16 protein-coding genes are annotated in these 19,097 nt (G+C 33.1%); 15 read left to right on the forward strand and 1 reads right to left on the reverse strand.

What is annotated here, in order from left to right:
• Nucleotides 1–3: 3 nt before the first annotated feature.
• The 15 genes from K8344_RS02425 to K8344_RS02495 all read left to right on the forward strand — a co-directional run bounded on the left by K8344_RS02425 (nt 4) and on the right by K8344_RS02495 (nt 17,715).
• Nucleotides 4–1,500, forward strand: coding sequence for a GH3 auxin-responsive promoter family protein (locus K8344_RS02425; RefSeq protein WP_237606698.1), 1,497 nt, complete (start codon nt 4–6; stop codon nt 1,498–1,500).
• A 23-nt stretch (nt 1,501–1,523) separates the two neighbouring features.
• Complete coding sequence (locus K8344_RS02430) at nt 1,524–3,224, forward strand: DUF6909 family protein (protein WP_237606699.1); 1,701 nt, start codon at nt 1,524–1,526, stop codon at nt 3,222–3,224.
• A gap of 2 nt (nt 3,225–3,226) precedes the next feature.
• Nucleotides 3,227–4,237 (forward strand): dTDP-glucose 4,6-dehydratase, encoded by a 1,011-nt coding sequence (rfbB, locus tag K8344_RS02435; protein ID WP_237606700.1) that lies wholly within the window; start codon nt 3,227–3,229, stop codon nt 4,235–4,237.
• 63 nt (nt 4,238–4,300) lie between these two features.
• Nucleotides 4,301–4,537 carry a hypothetical protein gene (locus K8344_RS02440; protein WP_237606701.1) on the forward strand — a complete coding sequence of 79 codons (237 nt, stop codon included), beginning with the start codon at nt 4,301–4,303 and terminating at the stop codon, nt 4,535–4,537.
• 112 nt (nt 4,538–4,649) lie between these two features.
• Nucleotides 4,650–5,507, forward strand: coding sequence for a glucose-1-phosphate thymidylyltransferase RfbA (gene rfbA / locus K8344_RS02445; protein ID WP_237606702.1), 858 nt, complete (start codon nt 4,650–4,652; stop codon nt 5,505–5,507).
• A gap of 3 nt (nt 5,508–5,510) precedes the next feature.
• Nucleotides 5,511–6,056 (forward strand): dTDP-4-dehydrorhamnose 3,5-epimerase, encoded by a 546-nt coding sequence (gene rfbC / locus K8344_RS02450; RefSeq protein WP_237606703.1) that lies wholly within the window; start codon nt 5,511–5,513, stop codon nt 6,054–6,056.
• Nucleotides 6,053–6,931, forward strand: coding sequence for a dTDP-4-dehydrorhamnose reductase (gene rfbD / locus K8344_RS02455; protein ID WP_237606704.1), 879 nt, complete (start codon nt 6,053–6,055; stop codon nt 6,929–6,931). Before rfbC ends, rfbD begins: the two co-directional genes overlap by 4 nt.
• Nucleotides 6,932–8,056, forward strand: a complete 1,125-nt coding sequence (wecB, locus tag K8344_RS02460; protein ID WP_237606705.1) for a non-hydrolyzing UDP-N-acetylglucosamine 2-epimerase — start codon at nt 6,932–6,934, stop codon at nt 8,054–8,056. It abuts the gene before it with no gap.
• 1 nt (nt 8,057) lies between these two features.
• On the forward strand, nt 8,058–9,266 hold the full coding sequence (gene wecC, locus K8344_RS02465) for a UDP-N-acetyl-D-mannosamine dehydrogenase (protein ID WP_237606706.1): 1,209 nt from the start codon (nt 8,058–8,060) through the stop codon (nt 9,264–9,266).
• A gap of 210 nt (nt 9,267–9,476) precedes the next feature.
• Nucleotides 9,477–10,436 carry a hypothetical protein gene (locus K8344_RS02470; protein WP_237606707.1) on the forward strand — a complete coding sequence of 320 codons (960 nt, stop codon included), beginning with the start codon at nt 9,477–9,479 and terminating at the stop codon, nt 10,434–10,436.
• A gap of 510 nt (nt 10,437–10,946) precedes the next feature.
• Entirely contained in the window at nt 10,947–11,921 is a 975-nt protein-coding gene (locus tag K8344_RS02475; protein ID WP_237606708.1) for a hypothetical protein, read from the forward strand.
• Entirely contained in the window at nt 11,914–13,110 is a 1,197-nt protein-coding gene (locus K8344_RS02480) for a hypothetical protein (protein ID WP_237606709.1), read from the forward strand. The genes K8344_RS02475 and K8344_RS02480 overlap by 8 nt, the downstream gene beginning before the upstream one ends.
• Nucleotides 13,111–13,892: 782 nt before the next feature.
• On the forward strand, nt 13,893–14,423 hold the full coding sequence (locus K8344_RS02485) for a hypothetical protein (RefSeq protein WP_237606710.1): 531 nt from the start codon (nt 13,893–13,895) through the stop codon (nt 14,421–14,423).
• Nucleotides 14,424–14,616: 193 nt separating this feature from the next.
• Entirely contained in the window at nt 14,617–16,152 is a 1,536-nt protein-coding gene (locus K8344_RS02490; RefSeq protein ID WP_237606711.1) for a T9SS type A sorting domain-containing protein, read from the forward strand.
• Nucleotides 16,153–16,209: 57 nt separating this feature from the next.
• Complete coding sequence (locus K8344_RS02495) at nt 16,210–17,715, forward strand: T9SS type A sorting domain-containing protein (RefSeq protein WP_237606712.1); 1,506 nt, start codon at nt 16,210–16,212, stop codon at nt 17,713–17,715.
• Nucleotides 17,716–17,794: 79 nt separating this feature from the next.
• On the opposite strand, the gene K8344_RS02500 is transcribed toward K8344_RS02495, so the two are convergent.
• A complete protein-coding gene (locus K8344_RS02500) occupies nt 17,795–19,045 on the reverse strand; it encodes an O-antigen ligase family protein (RefSeq protein ID WP_237606713.1) in 1,251 nt (416 codons plus the stop codon).
• Nucleotides 19,046–19,097 lie beyond the last annotated feature (52 nt).

Genomic DNA, 19,097 nt, shown 5'->3' on the forward strand with positions numbered 1-19,097 from the left:
CTTATGTCTATAAAATCATTTTCTGCTAAAATATTTTCAAAGATTGTTGTTTTCCAAATAAAGAAATGGGCATCAAACCCTGTAAAAACACAGCAAAAAGTTTTTTATAATTTGATTTCTCAGGCAAAAAGCACAGCCTTTGGAAAAGACCACGACTTTGAGAATATCAAAACATTTCAGGATTTTGCCACACGGGTTCCTGTTCGAGATTATGAAGCACTAAAATCTTATGTAGATAGAACCGTTTCTGGCGAAGCAGATGTGCTTTGGCCCAATAAACCGTTGTATTTTGCAAAAACATCAGGGACAACCTCTGGTGCTAAATACATACCGCTTACAAAAGAGTCTATGCCATTTCATATTCAGGCGGCTCGAAATGCTATACTGTGCTATATAAACGAAACTGGAAAAGCCAATTTTGTAGATGGGAAGATGATTTTCCTTCAGGGAAGTCCAGAAATGCAGGAAAAAAATGGAATTAAACTAGGAAGACTTTCAGGAATTGTTGCGCATTATGTACCGGCCTATCTTCAAAAAAATCGTCTGCCAAGTTGGGAAACTAACTGTATAGAAGATTGGGAAACAAAAGTAGATGCTATTGTTGAAGAAACCAAGAATGAAAATATGACTGTAATTAGCGGTATCCCTTCTTGGGTTCAGATGTATTTTGAAAAACTTGAAAGCAATACGGGGAAAAAAGTTGGCGATCTCTTCAAAAACTTCAACCTCTTTATTTATGGAGGGGTAAATTTTGAGCCCTACCGAGCTAAATTTGAAACTTTAATCGGACGAAAAGTTGATAGTATAGAGCTATTTCCCGCGAGTGAAGGTTTTTTCGCGTATCAAGATAGTCAAAACGACAAGGGAATGTTATTGCTTCTTAATTCAGGTATTTTTTACGAATTTATAAAAGCCTCAACTTTCTTTGATGAAAACCCTAAAAGGCTTACCATTGGTGAAGTTGAAGTGGGCGTTAACTATGTAATGATAATTTCGACAAATGCAGGACTCTGGGGTTACAATTTAGGAGATACCGTACAATTTACTTCCACAAAACCATACAGAGTAATTGTGTCTGGTAGAATTAAGCACTTTATCTCTGCTTTTGGCGAACACGTGATTGGAAAAGAGGTAGAAGAAGCAATGAACAGGGCAATTACAAAGTTCAATTTTTCTATTTCCGAATTTACGGTTGCCCCACAAATTACACCCTCTGATGGGGCGTTACCCTATCACGAATGGTTGGTAGAATTTTCTGAAACACCTAATAATCTTAGTGAAGTTATGGCCTTTTTAGATGCTGAAATGCAGCGTCAAAATTCGTATTACTTCGATTTAATAGAAGGTAAAATTCTTCAACCTTTAAAAGTATCATCCCTTAAAAAAGATAGTTTCCAAGCCTATATGAAATCTGAGGGAAAACTAGGCGGTCAAAATAAAGTGCCTCGCCTTTCAAACGATCGTAAAATTGCAGATGCATTGCTCAAAATTCAACCTTAAAATTAGTCTTATATTTGCTATAAATGAATAAATTAAAATCACATACTAGAACGCGTGCTCAAGAAAGCACAGGAGCCATCGAGAGGCTGTATATAACAATGCGCCATCTCTTTAATAGAGGTTTTTATAAACCGATGGGCGTATCGGGAGAATCGCTTCGAGAGTCCTTGTTAACTCTGCGTCCCGAAATTTATGGATCGTTAACAGAAGAAAAAACCGAATTACAAGGTTTGCTCTACATTATGGATCGTTTGCCTGAAGGCATTGAAGAATGTAGATTTATTAACCTTACTAGCAATGAAGGCTACAAAGACTCACATTTTAAGCCTATAATTCCGTTAAAACGCCGTAGAAACTGTTATCGCATAGACGATGAACAGATGAATATAGAAATCACCCGAGGTAGATCGGAGATTTACGATATTCTAACCCATTTAACCTTCCTTTTTATTGAATCGCACAAAATAATGGAACAAGTGCTTATTGAGCATTCTGGTGAGGTAATTCGCGATTGGAAGAAGCTAGAGCAAGCTGTGTTTAAAAAAGGTAAACTTACACAAGAAGAAAAAGAAGTAACACTTACCCATACTGCAAACTTCTTAGGAAGAACTTTTGAAGAAGTAAAAAACATCTTCCCGTATTTTGCTACTGAAAGCAACGAGAATCGCTTTTTCAATATAATTTACTTTATGGGGAAACTAGCGATGGAAGAGGTTACTGAAAACAACAAACGTCTTATAACATTTAGTCCGGTATTGCGTGAACGCTTAGGGCATCATATACACGGTGAAGAATGGGCTTATAAAATTAAGCAAGTGCTGCAAAAGGAAGGGCTTTTAGAACGCCCTGTTCACATAATAAGTGCAAATATGCATAGTGTGGTAAACACTCTATATGCCGAAAAAGCATTACCTACTGAGTTTTCAAAGAAAAAGCCACTACAGGTTTTCGAAGCCTTAAGTAGTCCTATTAATACCAAAATGCGCGAGAAAGTAAACAAAACAGCACTTTCTGAAGGCATGATTTTTATTGAAGATCAAAGTGGTACTAATATTGATGTTCAGATTATAGATACTGCAAAAATCAAGAACAGCCCATATGTTGAGGGATTAACCGATGTTGTTGATAATAAGAAACCTGTAATTGTTGTCATGGACTACGCTTTCGGGGAGCAGGCTTATGAAACCATGGACGAGTTGCTAAAACCATTTGATGACGCTAATAATATTCGTCATTTATTAAATGTAGTTTCTGTTTCTATTATGGGAAAAGCAGGAATTCTTGAAGGTGGGAAAGGAGATATTATGATTCCTTCTGCGCACGTTTTCGAAGGAACAGCAGATAATTATCCTTTTAAAAACAGACTAGACAAGTCCGATTTTAAAAATCACGATGTAAATGTGTACACAGGAACGATGATTTCAGTTTTGGGAACTTCACTTCAAAATAGAGATGTACTTAAATTTTTTCACAACTCAACTTGGAATGTTATTGGTCTAGAAATGGAAGGTGCCCATTACCAAAAAGCTATTCAAGCTGCGGCAAAAATTAGACGAAGTATAAGTTCAAAAGTTCAGGTTAGATATGCGTATTATGCTTCAGATAATCCATTAGAAACTGGAAGTACTTTAGCTTCTGGCGGTTTGGGAACAACTGGGGTAAAACCGACATATTTAATCACCGAAAAAATGTTAAAACAAATATTAGACACTTCTAAAAAATAATTTTGATAAACGATAAAGTACTGATTACCGGTGGTGCAGGATTCATAGGTTCTAATTATGTAGAATACGTCCTAAAAAATTCAGAAGACGAAATTTTCGTGTTGGACAAGCTAACTTATGCCGGCAACTTGAAGAATTTGGACAGTGTTTTAGATAAAATCACCTTCATAGAAGGAGATATTTGTGATGCCAAATTAGTTCAAGATTTATTCGAAAAACATCAGTTTAATAAGGTAGTTCATTTTGCTGCAGAGAGTCATGTGGACAATTCCATTTCTGGTCCTGGAGCCTTTATTCAAACAAATATTGTAGGGACTTTTAATTTGCTACAAAGTGCTTACAAAACTTGGATGTCTGGCCCAAATGAATTTAAGGATGGCTTTGATAATGCACGCTTCCTTCACATTTCCACAGATGAGGTATATGGTACTCTGGGAGAATCGGGACTTTTTACCGAGAAAACACCTTATGCGCCGAATAGCCCATATAGTGCGTCTAAAGCTTCATCAGATTTTATAGTTCGCAGCTACTTTCACACTTATGGAATGCCAGTAGTAACCACAAATTGCTCTAACAATTACGGCCCGAATCAACATAAAGAAAAACTTATCCCAACCATTATTCGCAAGGCAATTTCAGGAGAACCAATTCCAATTTATGGAGATGGTAAAAACGTGCGGGATTGGTTGTATGTTACAGACCATTGCAGCGGGATTTATTTAGCGCTTAAAAATGGAAAACTAGGTGAAACCTACAATATAGGAGGTCGCAACGAACGTGAAAACCTGTATATAGCCAATGTAATATGTGAATTGCTAGATGAAATGCATCCTAGAAATATTTCATTTAAAAAACAAATTACTTTCGTGACGGATAGACCAGGCCACGATTTTAGGTATGCAATTGACGCTTCAAAAATTGAAAGTGAGCTAGGTTGGAAAGCAAATGAAAATTTTGAAACAGGGATTAAAAAAACAATTGCTTGGTATTTAAACAATCAGGACAGACTTTAATAACACTTGTATAACACTTTGTTAGTTGGTGGTTTTGAAAGTTTAAGTGAAAAATAAAAAAGTATGAGAATTCAAACAGCCTTTAGATTGGATAAAGAATTACTTGATGCTGCTAAGAAAAAAGCAAAATCTCAAAAAAGAAGTTTAAATAATTATATTGAGGTTTTATTACACAAGGATTTAGAAAATTATTTGAACAACGCCTCTAATGAATCTAACTATGACGTTGAGAATGATGCGGATATCAACGCGGTGCAGAGTTACGATAAATGGATAAAATCCTTAAAAAAAGGGGATTAGAAGTCTAATGTTTTTCGCTTAACTAAATTTGAAGAGCGATTTTAAACTTTAAAAAATATTTTAGAACAAACTATACGGTTTCATTCCGATTTGTTTTAATAAAGAAATATATATGAAAGGAATAATTTTAGCAGGTGGTTCAGGAACGCGGTTACACCCTATAACCTTGGCGGTAAGCAAGCAACTAATGCCTGTTTATGATAAACCGATGATCTATTATCCGTTATCAACCTTAATGCTTGCGGGAATTAAAGATATTTTAATCATTTCTACGCCACAAGACCTTCCGCTTTTTGAGCAATTGTTAGGAGACGGTAAAAAACTAGGCTGCAACTTTCAATATGCCGAACAAGCCAATCCAAATGGACTGGCAGAAGCTTTTATCATAGGAAAAGAATTTATAGGAAACGACAAGGTTGCGCTAATTCTTGGTGATAATATTTTTTACGGATCAGGATTAAAAGAACTTTTACAATCTAATAATGATCCCGATGGGGGCGTAATCTATGCGTATCACGTTTTAGATCCCGAGCGTTATGGTGTAGTGGAGTTCGACAAATCAGGAAAAGCCCTTTCCATAGAAGAAAAACCAAAAACCCCAAAATCGAATTACGCTGTACCAGGAATTTATTTTTACGACAATAGTGTGGTTGAAATCGCTGCAAATATAAAGCCTAGTGCTCGCGGCGAATTAGAAATTACCGATGTTAATAACGAATATTTAAAACAAGGAAAACTAAGCGTAAGTATTCTGGATAAGGGTACCGCTTGGTTGGATACAGGAACATTTGCTTCATTAATGCAAGCCGCACAATTTGTTGAGGTTATAGAAGAACGTCAAGGATTAAAAATCGGCGCAATAGAAGAAGCGGCCTACGAAATGGGATATATTTCAAAAGAACAGTTAATAGCCTTAGCCAAACCTTTACTTAAAAGCGGCTATGGAAAACATTTACTTCAACTAGATTAAGCTTTGGAACTACTAAAAACCCCTTTAAAAGATTGTTTTATATTGAAACCTAGCGTTTTTCAAGATGAACGCGGATTCTTTTATGAAACATACAACCAAAAATTATTTCAGAAAATAACCGGATTAAACATTGATTTTGTTCAGGATAATCAATCTATTTCATCAAAAGGTGTTTTACGCGGACTTCATTTTCAACGGGGTGATATGGCTCAAGCTAAGTTGGTTCGGGTGGCTAAGGGGAAAGTATTAGACATAGTTGTGGACATCAGAAAATACTCTGAAACTTTTGGAAAGTCATTTTCAATAATATTGGACGATGTTGAAAACTTACAACTCTTCGTCCCTCGAGGTTTCGCACACGGGTTTATAACGCTTTCGGAGCAGTCGATTTTTTCTTATAAATGCGATAATTTTTACGACAAAGCTTCGGAAGGTGGAATAATCTATAACGACGCAACCTTAGCGCTAGATTGGCATCTTCCAAAGGAAGAATTTATTGTTTCAGCAAAAGATCAAGAACTTCCTAGTTTTAAGGAAGCTATTTCATGAAAAAAATACTGGTTACAGGCGCAAACGGACAATTGGGAAAATGCATACAAGATGCGGCAGCCGAATTTGCCGACTTTGAATTTGTCTTTGTTTCTAAGTGTGAATTAGATATTGAAAACTCAGAGTTGCTGAGGAAATATTTTAGCGAAAATAATTTCACTCATTGCATAAATACAGCAGCATATACCAATGTAGAGAAAGCTGAAAGCGACGCCGAAAAAGCCTTTGCAATTAATGCTGAAGCAGTGAAAGATCTAGCTTCATTATGCACAGAGCATAATGTTGTTTTATTGCATGTTTCTACAGATTACGTTTTTGATGGTAAAAAAAGCAAAGCGTATTCAGAACATGATGTTAGCAACCCGATTAATGTTTATGGCGCTTCAAAGTTGAAAGGAGAAAGGTATATACAAGAAATTTGCAGTGCATTCTTTATTCTTCGCACTTCGTGGCTTTATTCACAATATGGCCATAATTTTTTTAAAACTATTTTGAAATATGCTGAAGCAGGAACCCCGCTCACCATAACCACCGAGCAAACGGGAACGCCTACCAATGCAAATAATTTAGCAGAAGCCTTATTGCAAATAATTGCACAAGATTCTACAGAGTATGGCGTTTATCATTACAGCAATGGAGGTGAAACAACTTGGTATGGTTTTGCAGAAGCAATACTACTGCAAACCAAAAAATTAGAAGCAGCAAATCTTGCAAAAACCAACCATTACAGTACTTTTGCCGCGAGGCCAGTGTATAGTGTGTTAAACAATACAAAAGCAAAAAATATTTTGAATTTAAAACAACTAAATTGGAAGGAAAGCTTGCAAACGCTAACAAGAAAATTGATGATTAGTAATAATTTTGAGAGAGAATAAATGAAGAAAAAAAATTTAATAGTTTTTGGCACACGACCAGAAGCTATAAAAATGGCTCCGTTAGTTAAGGAGTTTTTGAAAAACGACAATTTTGAAACAACTGTTTGCGTTACGGCTCAACATCGTGAAATGCTAGATCAGGTACTTGAATTCTTCGAAATTAAACCTGATTACGATTTAAACTTAATGCGTCCTAATCAGAACCTTTATACTTTAACGGCCTCCATAATAGAAAATATGAAGCCTGTTTTAGATGAGGTAAAGCCGGACTATGTTTACGTTCATGGAGATACAACAACGTCTATGGCAGTTGGGATTGCCGCGTTTTATGGCGGTGCAAAAATATGCCACGTAGAAGCTGGACTTCGCACATTCAATAGGCAGTATCCTTTTCCAGAAGAGTTTAACCGTCAGTTAACAGGAAAAATTGCAGATTTTCATTTTTCTCCAACAGCGCTTTCAAAGAACAACCTATTAGCTGAGAACATCAAGGAAGAAAACATCTTAGTAACAGGGAATACTGTTATTGATGCCCTACTTTACGGAATCGAAAAGGTAAATGATTCCGATTTTAAGGATGAAGAAATCGAGAACTTAAAAACAGTTTTAGACTTTCAGAAAAAGATAATTCTTGTAACAGGACATAGAAGGGAAAATCACGGAGATGGTCTTATAAAAATATGTTCTGCATTAAAAACAATTGCAGAGAATAATCCCGATGTAGAAATTATATACCCAGTTCACCTTAATCCAAATGTAAAGGGACCTGTAAACGAACTTCTATCTGGAATTACTAATATTTATCTAGTGGCGCCATTAGCCTATCCATCTTTTATTTGGTTGATGGAAAAGTCGTATTTAATTATTACAGATAGTGGTGGTATTCAAGAAGAAGCACCTAGTCTTGGTAAGCCAGTATTGGTTACTAGAACAACAACAGAACGCCCCGAAGCGGTTGAAGAAGGGACGGTAATTTTATTGGGTACCGATACAGATAGAATTGTTGAAGAATCGAATAAACTATTAAATAATACAAAATACTATAACGAGATGAGTATGTTGCACAATCCTTACGGAGATGGAAAGGCATCTGAAAGAATCGTTAATTTTATTGAAAAGAAATAATATGGATAATAAACCCACAGTAGTAATGATGGGACTTGGTTATATAGGGTTGCCAACAGCAGCCTTAATAGCTAGTAGAGGAATAAATGTAACTGGAGTTGATGTAAGTCAGAGTGTAGTTGATACAATAAATGAAGGTAAAATCCATATTGTTGAGCCTGAATTAGACGGACTAGTGCATCATGTAGTTAAGAACGGCTTATTAAAGGCATCTACAGCGCCTGTAACAGCAGATGTTTATTTAATTGCAGTACCTACCCCATTTAAGGGTAATCACGTGCCTGATCTCGGTTATGTTGAAAGTGCCGTAAAGAATTTAATACCTACCCTTACAAAGGGAGCTTTGGTTATTTTAGAATCTACAAGCCCGGTAGGAACTACTCATAAAATTCGAGAAATAATTTACGAGGAACGTCCTGACTTAAAAAATCAAATCTACATTGCTTATTGTCCAGAACGCGTATTGCCAGGGAATGTAATTTATGAACTTGAGCAAAATGATCGTGCGATAGGGGGAATTGATGAAGCTTCTACCGACAAAGCGGTTAGTTTCTATAAACACTTTGTAAAAGGAGAATTACATAAAACCAACTCACAAACTGCAGAGATGTGTAAACTGGTTGAAAACTCATCTCGTGATGTTCAGATAGCATTTGCAAACGAGTTATCAATGATTTGTGATAAAGCAAACATCAATGTTTGGGAATTAATCCGATTAGCCAATAAACATCCTCGAGTAAATATTCTTCAACCAGGAACTGGGGTTGGAGGGCACTGTATAGCAGTAGATCCATGGTTTATTGTTTCAGAATTTCCTGAAGAAGCAAAAATGATACGCGCAGCACGTGAGATTAATAATTACAAAACCGAGTGGGCGATAGAGAAAGTGAAAAATGCTGCACTTCAGTTTAAAATTGATAACGGAAGAGATGCAGTAATAGCCTGCATGGGCCTTGCTTTTAAACCCAATATTGACGATTTAAGAGAATCGCCAGCATTGCATGTGGCAGATCAACTTAGTACAGACGGGTTTAATGTATTATTTGTTGAACCAAATTTAAGAGAGCATAGTGTATACGAATTGACATCTTTATCTGATGCTAAGAAGAAATGTGATATTATGGTATTCTTAGTAGCTCATAACGAGTTTAAAAATTTAAATGGAGAGATAGATATGCAGGTTTTAGACTTTTGCGGGATTAGAAACTAACAGTGTTTCTCAAGTAATAGTTAAGCGGAGTTTAGTTGTAATGATAAAAAAAGATTTCTTGTTAAATTCAAATCTTACCCTAATTTTACAATTCAAGAAACATTGTAAGAAATGTTTAGTTTAATATTTAATATCATCTAAAAACTTATGTGATAGCCTTGCATCAGTTTTAAATAAATAAAAACAAAATAATTCATAATATTATATTTTATGGCGCAGCAACAATCAGTAGAGGAAATTGACTTAGGATATCTGTTTAAGAAACTTAAAGAGACCTCAAAGAATTTAATTAAACTCGTTTTTAAAGTTTTAGATTTTTATTTAAAGTTTTGGATAGTTGTACTAGCTTTAATTCTATTAGGGGTGGCTTATGGGTTCTACTTAGATAGTAATGCTAAAAATGAATATGATAACCAAGGAATTATTATTCCAAACTTTGAAAGTGTTGATTATTTATATAACAATATAGAATACTTTAATAACAAGATTAAAACGCGAGATACTGTTTTCTTAAAACAAGTTCTTGCAGAAGATTTTGAAGCAATTAAGAAAATTGAAATAGAACCAATTTCTGATGTTTATAATACGATGACGAAGTCACGTGAACAAATAGATGTTTTTAGAATTTTATTTCAAAATCAGGACTTAGATAAATTCTTTGAGGATATTTCAAATAGTAAGTATTTCAAATATCACAAATTAAATATCGTTACAAGGGGAGAAGTTAATTCGAAAAATGTAATTGAAAAGGTTTTAAAATATTGGAATAGCAACGAGTTATACGATGAGTATAGTGGATTATATCAGGAAAATGCTATTTTTCAAGTTAAGGAATATAATAAAATGAATTTACAAATCGATTCTATCTTGTCCAGTGTTGTTAACAGTAACCAAAATGTAAATTCTTCAGGTGTTGTTATAAATGAAAATAGTAGTCTATTTGCTTTATTCGATAGAAAGGAAGAAATGCTAAATAAGGTTTTAGAAGCCGAAAAGAAAAGGGTTGATTACAAAAATGTTGTTCGATTGGTAAGTATGGATTACAATAAAGAAATACACCACTTTTCAAATAAAATCAAATATCCTATAATATTTATTTTCTTGTTTTCTCTAGGAGCTTTTATAATTTATGCTTTTAAATACTTAAGACAATACGCGGAACAAGAGTAGAGTATATGTAAACAGCTATAGTCTGATTAGACCGTTGTATTACTTGACTATATAATTTTTGTAATCTCTTTTTAGTTTTAATAATAAAAGTGTGATCAAAAAGCAGTGTACAATTTAACTGCTTTCAATTTTAAATTTTTAAGATTAATGGGAGATTAATTTCTCGCTAAAGTCTTGTTATAGTAACGACATAAGTTTACAACTTGCTCCAGTACTAAAACTTTGTGAGCAATAACACATAGGTAGGTTAAATACATTCTTTTTGATGATAAAATACACTACGAACATTAAAGGTTTTGAAATTTGAATCTGATAGGTAGAATAAAACCACTAATATTCAACAACGTTTCTCTACTTGTAGTGGTATTGGGTGCGTTGAGTAACTTTGTATTGATTTTATTTATAAAAAAATTCATCCCAGAATCCTTTAATACGTACTCACTTTATATAACTTATTTATCAATAATAGTTTCATTTGGGCTAGTAGGCTTTGATCAAATTATGTTGCGATTGTCCAAAATTGAAGCAGGAAAAACAGTAATATCTAAGGATATTTTTATATCTATTTTAGTTTCTGGCGTAGTTGCTCCTATAGTCATTTCGTATTATTTCAGTTTAAGATATGAATCCCTTCACTTTATATTCTTAACCATATCTGGACTATCAATAAACTCAATGATACTAGCCTATAATACGTTGAGGTTAAATAAAAACTTTTTAAAATCGCAACTGTTTCACAATGGTTACAAAGTGGTGTTTCTACTAACTTTTGTTTTGTTATATTTTTTTATAGCATTCAAAGTAGATTATATTGTTTTAGTTGCCACCGCTATACTTTTTGTTTTTGGAATATTAGCATTTTGGAATATTTATCAAAACATCAGTATTTCACAAGAAAGAACTAGTTCTCTTTTAAATTATTTTTTCTCCTTTTCAATTAATATGGCTTTATTGACTGCCCTTTCCTATGGGGAGCGGATTTTAATTGCCAATGAGTTGGGAGAAGAAGTCTTTGGAAATTATTTTTATTATTCTACAATCTTTCTATTCCCCTTAACCTTACTACAATATTACGTAGGTTTTAAAGAACTCGTATATTTTAAAGAAGGAGTAAATAAAAAATTATTACACAGTAAACTACTGAAAATATTTGTTGGTGGAGCCCTAATTGTTGCAGCTGTAATTTTACTAGTTAAAATAGATGGCGGAACATTTTTAACAATAGATATTAAAACCAATCTTATCTTAGTTATTCTATTATCTGCATTGGGGATTATTAAATTAGTTTACGGTCTCTTTTCAGCTTTAATGGGAGCTAAGGCGAAGTATCAGGATATTTATCTAATAAATATTTTCACTTTTGTTTTGCTAGCTATTTTACTGCCTACCCTTTTTTTAATAGGAGTTACAGTAAACCTTGTTGTTTTAGGGTTAATAATAATCTTTGCGGCTAGAGGCGCATTTATTTATTTGAAGTATGCGTAAAGATCTCAATTCGATAACAAAGTTGTTTGGCAAAGGGGAAAACTTGCCCATAATTGTGTTAATACTGTTTTTTTTATCAGAGCTCAGTACTACAATTGCATACGATACAAGAATGAGTTTCTACAACTTTAGCCTTGTGGTTAAAGGTTTATTTATAGCGTATGTTGCCTTTGATTTATTAAAAAATATTAAAGCACATAAAAACATTGTATTGTTCTTAATAGGGATTTCAGGTGTTTTTTTTATAGGACAATTAAGCTTTAATAACTTTACGTTAGGCCCAAATTTTTTAGAAAATTGCATTTACTTTGGGCGTTATATTTTTGTGTTTTTTGTAATGCTATTTTTAGTAAATAATAAGCATTCTTTTTCACCAAAGTTTTATTATGTATATGAAAAAATAGTAATACTTAACAGTATTATTGTAATCGCTACTATTGTTTTTGACTTGCCTATTTTTAAAACCTATTATAATCGTTTTGGTTCTAGTGGCGCATTCATGACACCGAGTATGATTACCTACTTCAATGCTTTTGCACTTACCTATTTTTTACATAAGTACATCAATAAAAGAAAAAATTTAATTGAATTAATTTTGGTAAGTATAGTATGTTTCTTAACAGGAACTAAAGCATTAATCTTCTTCTTTCTTTTGACGTTATTTCATTTCACTTTATTAAAAAGGCTATATGCTAAAAAAAGCTTTTATATGTTTTTCTTTGGGCTCATAGTGTTGTTGATTTTATTAAAAGATAAGATTACAGAATTTATATTTGTCAATTTTAAACCGCTACTTGTTGTTTATGAAGAACGCGGCCTTATATCTTCATTGACCTCATTGAGGGATGTTAATTTTAGAAATAATTTTTTTCCAGTTATATCAGAAAAATGGAATTTCTACAATTTTTTATTTGGAGGAACCGATTTCGAAATATATCGCGTAGAGTTTGAAATTTTTGATGTTTTTCTGTTTTTCGGAATAATTGGAATGCTTCTTTATTTATTCTTTTATTTTAAAAATATAATGAACTTTAATAAAATGAAGCGTTTTGGAAAAGTTCAAATGGGGATCCTGATGCTTACAGCTTTAATCTCAGGTAATTTTTTAAATAATGCCCCTATTGTACTGTATTTATTAGTTATTTTAAGTGTATTAAGAGAGGACGCCTTTAAAAGAGTTGAATTATGATTCCAAAATCGTTTAAGGATAGTATTGTATTTGTTTTAATATTATTGACTGGCATTGCTCTATATTTAAAATCGTACGAATTTACACATCTTACCTTTTCACTATTATTATTATTTGTTGCTATTACAAGGCAATCTATAAACACAAAAATTTTTGGATTTTATTTATTCTTATACTATTTCATTCCATTCTTTAATATATCTACCTATAGGGGAACCATCAGCTTTTATACTTTACAAATTTATACATATGCCAATTTTGCATTGATTTTACCTCTCCTCTTTACAATTAGTAAAAGCGTTTTTAGAAAGAACGAAGTGAAATATAAAAAAATCGCTATTACACCTTTCTTTGTCAATGTCGTAATCATCCAGACTATAATTGTTTATTTACTGGTAGCATATGTTTTTGTAACGGTCGGTAATGTTTTGGTTCATCAGGAATTGAGGTTTTTTATGAGTCCGATGATGTCGTACTTAATAAAATCTACACTTTATATTCCTCTTTTTACATTGTTTTTCGAGCGCAGTCAATTCACGAAGAAGAATATTTTACTTTTTATAATACTCCCCCTTTTTCCTGCTTTTTTTATAGGTAGTCGAGGGACTGTTATTATGATTATAATTAGTGTATTGGTTCTTTATCTATTAAAAAATATAAATGTTGGAGATAAATATTACTTAAGGAATAGTAAAGCGTGGAGAAATAATAAACATTGGGTTTATCTAACGTGTTTTATAGGCCTGATTCTGTTTCAAATAGTATATTACACAAGAAGGTTAGTGTCAACAACCTTTTTGTCTCCATCTGAATTAGCAATACGTTATTTTGGAAATGATAATTGGTATAACATGTTAATTATGCCAGTATATTTTTCATTAAGAGAAACAGTGGGTATTACTGAAAAAATAATCAAGGAAAATGTATCAAATACATTTTTTGACTATCCAATGTTTTTTTCTGAATTGATGACAATCTTACCTGGAGAGCAACCGTCACCAGGAATTGTGTTGTCTAAAAGATTATACCAAACTAATTATGAGGGCGGTATTACTCCTGGAGTAATTGGAGCTTTGTATATAGATTATAGGGATTGGTTGATTCCGATTTTATTCTTTACCAGTTTCATAATCTATTTCCTATATAAAAAATCGTTGGGGAGTGATATGTATAAACTTTTATACGCTTTGACAATTACTCAGTTTTTTCATATTTATCACAGAGGGTTTTTTAAACCAGAATATTTAGTAGCTTATGCTATTGTTTTGTTTTATGTGTTTATTTCTTCCTTAAAGAAAGAAGAAACCATTTAGACAATTAGGGAATAAAATTTATTTGCAGAAACCGTTATTATTAGAAATCTTCGATTTGTTTAATTTTCTTGCACCATTGATGTAGTCAATTAAATAAGAGATTGACAAATTATTCGTATCTTTAAGTATATAGAATAATTAAAATCAATTTGGTCAATTACATTTTTTTATTGTAATTGATTAATAAATAGCTTTGAATAAAATAACTCTAATATTTTTATCATTATTATTGAATGTTGGGATACTTTTCGCCCAAGACGGCGCTTACGATTCCAGTTTTGGTGATGACGGTATTGTTTTAACAGATTGGGGGGAGACAATTAGCGGTGCTTTGCATGTTGTTCAACAAGCTGATAATAAACTCCTTGTAATTGCTTATAAAGCAGAAGAAGGTTCTCCGAGGAATAACACACTTTATTTGTTAAGATATTTACCTGATGGTAGTTTAGACCAATCTTTTGGAGATAACGGAAAAACAGAGATTGGCGAAACACTTGGTTATTTTAATTTGACTATTGAATATACTGCTTCCTTTCAAAATGATAATAAAATCATTGTGGGTGGTCAATTCAACGATGTCTATACAATTAAGCGCTACACTACTTCTGGTGAATTGGATGCTAGTTTTGCAGCTAACGGCACATTATACCCTGGTGTTTTAGGTACAAATTTTAAAATACTTGATGATGATAGTTTTATTATGCAAGGAATATTTAGATCGACTGATTCTACTTGCGCTGTTTCACTTCATAAATATTTGCCAGATGGAGCTATAGATACGGCTTTTGGTGTCGATGGAATAGCTGAAGCTATACTTCCAAATGCGGGCCCAATAGATCATAATGAAAACGCTCACGGTAGTAGTAAATTTAAAATTAATTCTGACGGAAGTATTTTGGTGTTGGGATGGCGATATCCTCATCAACAACCCGGGCAATTAATGTTTATAAAGTTTTTAGCAGATGGTTCCCTTGACAACTCATTTGGAAGTGGTGGAAAATCTTTTGATACTATAGAGAACGAATATTTAGGATCTATTAGTGCATATTATGATATTGCCGAAAACGGGAAGATTGTAGTAGCTGGAAGTATTGGAGGATGTCAATATGGAACCCACCCATTCATAAAGCGTTATTTACCTGATGGTTCTGTAGACCCAACGTTTTGGGAAACTATTATCCCTCTTGAATGGGATTTTTCCAGACCATTTAAAATAGTAATACAAGAAAATAATAGTATTCTAATAGGATTAAACAAAAATGGTTGTTATCCTCCACTCGTCCATTTTTTAATTACCCGGATTTTCGAAAATGGACACATAGATTCTTCTTTTTCTTTAGAAGAGAATAATGTTGGCTTACAACCTAATTTTAGCTCTTCCTTCATTTTACAACATGATGGAAAAATAGTCACTACTGGTACAACCTGGGTTCCTCAAGTCACCAATTTTGGAGATGCGTACATTGGCCGTCATCAAAATGATCCTTTAAATATTCTTGAAAATAATATAACTACAATTTCGGTTTTTCCTAACCCCTCGAATGGTATTTTCAACTTAAAGAGCCAAGAACCCATCAATAGACAGTATAATGTAAGCGATATAAATGGACGGGTGTTACTAAATGGTAGTTTTCAAGATGTTGAAAACCAAATAGACCTTTCATATTTTTCAACAGGAATGTATTTTCTGAAAATTTCAGGTACTACAGTTAAGCTTTTAAAGCAATAGTATAGGAATGTTTCTTAACAAAAAATGTAATTTGAACATAACTATTAAATCAAGATTATGAACAAAATCACTCTCATATTTTTATCATTATTATTGAATGTTGGGATTCTCTTCGCCCAGGACGGAGCTTACGACACCTCTTTTGGAGATGATGGTATTGTTTTAACTGATTTAGGTGGCATTCAGAGCGGAGCCTTGGGTGTTATTCAACAAACAGATAGCAAGCTTCTTGTGACTGCTTATAATTGGGATGGAGCTGATGATTATACCATGTATCTATTAAGATATCTATCTGATGGTAATTTAGATCCATCTTTTGGCGACGATGGAAAGGTTATTACAAATTCAACTTACGGCGCTTCAACTCCTTATATTCAAAATAATAATATTATAGTTGCTGGCCAATATAACAATACTTATCTGGTAAAACGCTACACAAACTCTGGTGAATTGGATACAAGCTTTGCAGACAATGGCACATTAGCCCCATTTATCTCTGGACAAAATGCTCGGATTCAGATATTTGATGACAATAGTTTTGTTATAGAAGGAGGATTTCAAAGCAACGGAACAACTAGTTCACTAACGCTTCAAAAATACTTGCCAAACGGAACTATAGATACTTCGTTTGGCACTAACGGTGTCGCTGAAGCAGAAATTCCATTTATTCAAGAAAACCCTTCTGTTAGTAGAAGGTTCAAAATTCAAAATGACGGTAGCATACTAATTCTCGGTGATCGGAAGTTAGCTTCAGCGGCGCAACTAATTTTTATTAAATTTTTAGCAGATGGCTCGCTTGACAGTTCATTTGGAAACAATGGGACATATTTTTATGAAATAGCATCATCTACTGCTGGTTCTATTGTTGCCGTTTTTGATATTGACGAAAATGGAAAAATTATAGTTGCAGGAAGTATAGGAAGTTGTCAATTAGGGGTTTACCCATTTATTAAGCGTTTTTTACCTTCAGGACCAATAGACACAACCTTTGGGGATTCAGGGAGTGCCAATACACCCGAAGCGTGGGATCATTCTAATCCATTTCAAGTAACATTTCAAGAAAATAACAGAATTCTTATAGGTTGGAATCAAAATATATGTGTTCCTGAAGCTTTCTCTTTTATGGTCTCCAGGATTTACGAAAACGGATATATAGATTCCTCATTTTCTTTAGAAGAGAATACTATTGGTTTGCAACCCAACTCCAGCTACTCTTTCATTCTACAAGACGACGGAAAAATTATTACCACTGCAAGAACAAGTATACCCCTAGTAAACAACAATGGAGATGCATATATTGGTCGCCATCAAAACAATCCTCTTGGTATCGCTGAAGAAAATATAAGCCCAATTACCGTTTTTCCAAACCCATCCAATGGTGTTTTTAATCTAAAAAACCAAAAATTTATTAATAGTCCGTTTACCGTAAACGATATAAATGGAAGAACTTTACTCAGCGGAAATTTTCTTGGAGCTGAAAACCGAGTAGACCTTTCTTCTTTTTCAACAGGAATGTATTTTCTGAAAATTTCAGGTACAACTATAAAGCTTTTAAGACACTAGCACACGCTAACTTTCTAATTTTGTAACAATTATTCAATAAACACATAATTTAAAGACGTTTCAAAACAGGGACTTTTCGTTAATCTCTATCCAATTCTTTTAAAGTGTTGCTATTTTGAACAACAAACAAACAAATGATAAATACTAATGTTACAATACCATTGTGTCGTTCCAAGTAAGATTCGGTTAAATACAAAATAGTAGTTAGAAGGAGGAAAGTAAACCCAATTAAGTGTTTCTGTTGATAAAATAATCGAAGGTAATAATAGAAGATAAATAGTAGTGTTATTAGCCCTATTACTCCCATCCCTACAAAAGTTTGTATGTATTGGTTGTGGGCGTTGTATTTTCTTTCTGCATAGGTATGGAGCCCGCTATTATTATATGAATTAAAAATACTCTGGTTGGCATCGCCTATGCCATTTCCAAACACCACATTTTTGTTTGCTGAAGCCCCTGCTTTCCATTGAAAAATTTTATCTTTTCCATCATCATAATGAGTGCCATCTGAATATGTAAATCCTACAAGCTGTTGAAATCGATACCTAGTTATCCTAACATTGTAAATAACAAGACTTGTGATGATGTATAAAAGCAACAGAAATAATACTCCTTTTAATACTTTTTTCTGTTTTACAAAGTAATATACTAAAGCGATATTATAAAATAGAAATAAAACGGCTATTGGTAATCTGGCAGAAAGATGAAAAACAAAAAAGGTGAAATACCCTAGCAACAAAAAGTAAAGAATACGGTACTTCCATCTTCTTTCACTAAAAAGAAAGTGAACCACAAACATCACCGCAAGAATGATTAAATAGGCGTAATAGGTGGAGTGCATGCCTATGGTATCTTCAGACAAACTTAAATAAGAATAATGGCTATTAAATATGTTATAAAGGCTATCGTTGTTATTAAACAACTTAATTAGTACAAGAGTATGAGAAAACACACACACAATTACCATAGACCCTATAAAGAACTTCATAAGGCTAGGATATCTTTCTTTTTTCAATGGAGGTAGAATAGAAAAAATTATAGGTAAAGTAAGAAAGGGGACCAATCTTCCTATCATTTTTAGTGCTAAATCTTGGTTTTCTGAGTAAAAAACACTGATAAGGCATACTATATAAAATAAAATCAAAGGAATAAACTTTCGAAGTATCTTAAAGTCAATCTGTTTCTTAAAAATGAGAACAATAGCAGCAAAAGCTCCTAAAAGTATCATCGATAGCGAATTGATGTTGTTTTTTACAGGTAAAGTAATACAGACTATTAATACTAAAATGAAGGTTATAAGCTCTTGTTTTGAAAGAATAAATCTTTTCATAGTCTTTTCTCAAATGTTATATTTGCCCTGTTTCTTGTAGGGATTGGTTTGC

The sequence above is a fragment of the Aequorivita xiaoshiensis genome (assembly GCF_022008395.1).
Classification (GTDB): domain Bacteria; phylum Bacteroidota; class Bacteroidia; order Flavobacteriales; family Flavobacteriaceae; genus Aequorivita; species Aequorivita xiaoshiensis.

What these genes read in the sequence shown, in the direction of transcription:
- K8344_RS02425 (WP_237606698.1), top strand. Translation starts at nt 4, where the DNA reads ATGTCTATAAAATCATTTTCTGCTAAAATATTTTCAAAGATTGTTGTT.
- K8344_RS02430 (WP_237606699.1), top strand. Translation starts at nt 1,524, where the DNA reads ATGAATAAATTAAAATCACATACTAGAACGCGTGCTCAAGAAAGCACA.
- K8344_RS02440 (WP_237606701.1), top strand. Translation starts at nt 4,301, where the DNA reads ATGAGAATTCAAACAGCCTTTAGATTGGATAAAGAATTACTTGATGCT.
- rfbA (WP_237606702.1), top strand. Translation starts at nt 4,650, where the DNA reads ATGAAAGGAATAATTTTAGCAGGTGGTTCAGGAACGCGGTTACACCCT.
- rfbD (WP_237606704.1), top strand. Translation starts at nt 6,053, where the DNA reads ATGAAAAAAATACTGGTTACAGGCGCAAACGGACAATTGGGAAAATGC.
- wecB (WP_237606705.1), top strand. Translation starts at nt 6,932, where the DNA reads ATGAAGAAAAAAAATTTAATAGTTTTTGGCACACGACCAGAAGCTATA.
- wecC (WP_237606706.1), top strand. Translation starts at nt 8,058, where the DNA reads ATGGATAATAAACCCACAGTAGTAATGATGGGACTTGGTTATATAGGG.
- K8344_RS02470 (WP_237606707.1), top strand. Translation starts at nt 9,477, where the DNA reads ATGGCGCAGCAACAATCAGTAGAGGAAATTGACTTAGGATATCTGTTT.
- K8344_RS02480 (WP_237606709.1), top strand. Translation starts at nt 11,914, where the DNA reads ATGCGTAAAGATCTCAATTCGATAACAAAGTTGTTTGGCAAAGGGGAA.
- K8344_RS02495 (WP_237606712.1), top strand. Translation starts at nt 16,210, where the DNA reads ATGAACAAAATCACTCTCATATTTTTATCATTATTATTGAATGTTGGG.
- K8344_RS02500 (WP_237606713.1), bottom strand. Translation starts at nt 19,045, where the DNA reads ATGAAAAGATTTATTCTTTCAAAACAAGAGCTTATAACCTTCATTTTA.